1 protein-coding gene and 1 pseudogene are annotated in these 682 nt (G+C 49.0%); both read left to right on the top strand.

Annotated elements, in window-relative coordinates; all coding sequences use genetic code 11:
* Positions 1-121: pseudogene (locus R7093_RS25735) on the top strand (SCO family protein); the annotation flags it as partial.
* Positions 111-572 (top strand): copper chaperone PCu(A)C, encoded by a 462-nt coding sequence (locus R7093_RS25730; RefSeq protein WP_005458360.1) that lies wholly within the window; start codon positions 111-113, stop codon positions 570-572. The pseudogene R7093_RS25735 and the gene R7093_RS25730, both read left to right, overlap by 11 nt.
* The last annotated feature ends 110 nt before the right edge of the window (positions 573-682 follow it).

Here is a 682-nt window from a genome sequence, read left to right as displayed (position 1 = left end):
CTTCTACTTCCTCAAACCGGACGGCACGTTGATCACCAAAGTGCCACACACGCTAACGCCTGCGCCGATTGTTGAAGCAATTTCAAAACTCACCACTAAGGAAGGCTCGAATGAAGGCTAATCAACTGTTTAAAACATTGGCTTTGGGTGCATTACTGCTCAGCCCTTTAGCTCAGGCTAAGCTCGATGTCATGGCGCACGAACCGTATGCGCGTGCTATGGCTCCGGGTGCAACCACCAGCGCCGTCTTCGTAACCTTTGCCAACCGCAGCCAAGACGACATCAATATCGTTGCCGCAGAAACGCCAGCAGCGGGCAAAGTCGAATTGCACGATGTCATTAAAGACGGCGATGTGATGAAAATGCGCCAAATCGACCGCATCACGCTAGGCGCAAAAGAGACCACCGAGCTAAAACCAGGCAGCCTACACATCATGCTGTTTGATTTGAAAACGCCGCTCAATGAAGGGGATGAAATCGAAGTAACCGTGACTTACGATAACGGCCAAAAGCAGAGCTTTAACGCGCCAGTGAAAAAAGTGATGGCAGGGATGAAACATACAGCCCACTAAAATCGAATTAGGCTCCTCATTAGGAGCCTTTGTTTTATTCGCTCTCTCGCGGCGCAATGGCGATTTTATTTAAAAATGTAAATCTGTGCTTTATGCCCCATACAACACAC

It is taken from the genome of Vibrio sp. 1580 (genome assembly GCF_033340055.1).
Note: the sequence above shows the minus strand (reverse complement) of the source record. Positions and strands in the feature narration are given on the sequence as shown.

What these genes read in the sequence shown, in the direction of transcription:
- R7093_RS25730 (WP_005458360.1), top strand. Translation starts at nt 111, where the DNA reads ATGAAGGCTAATCAACTGTTTAAAACATTGGCTTTGGGTGCATTACTG.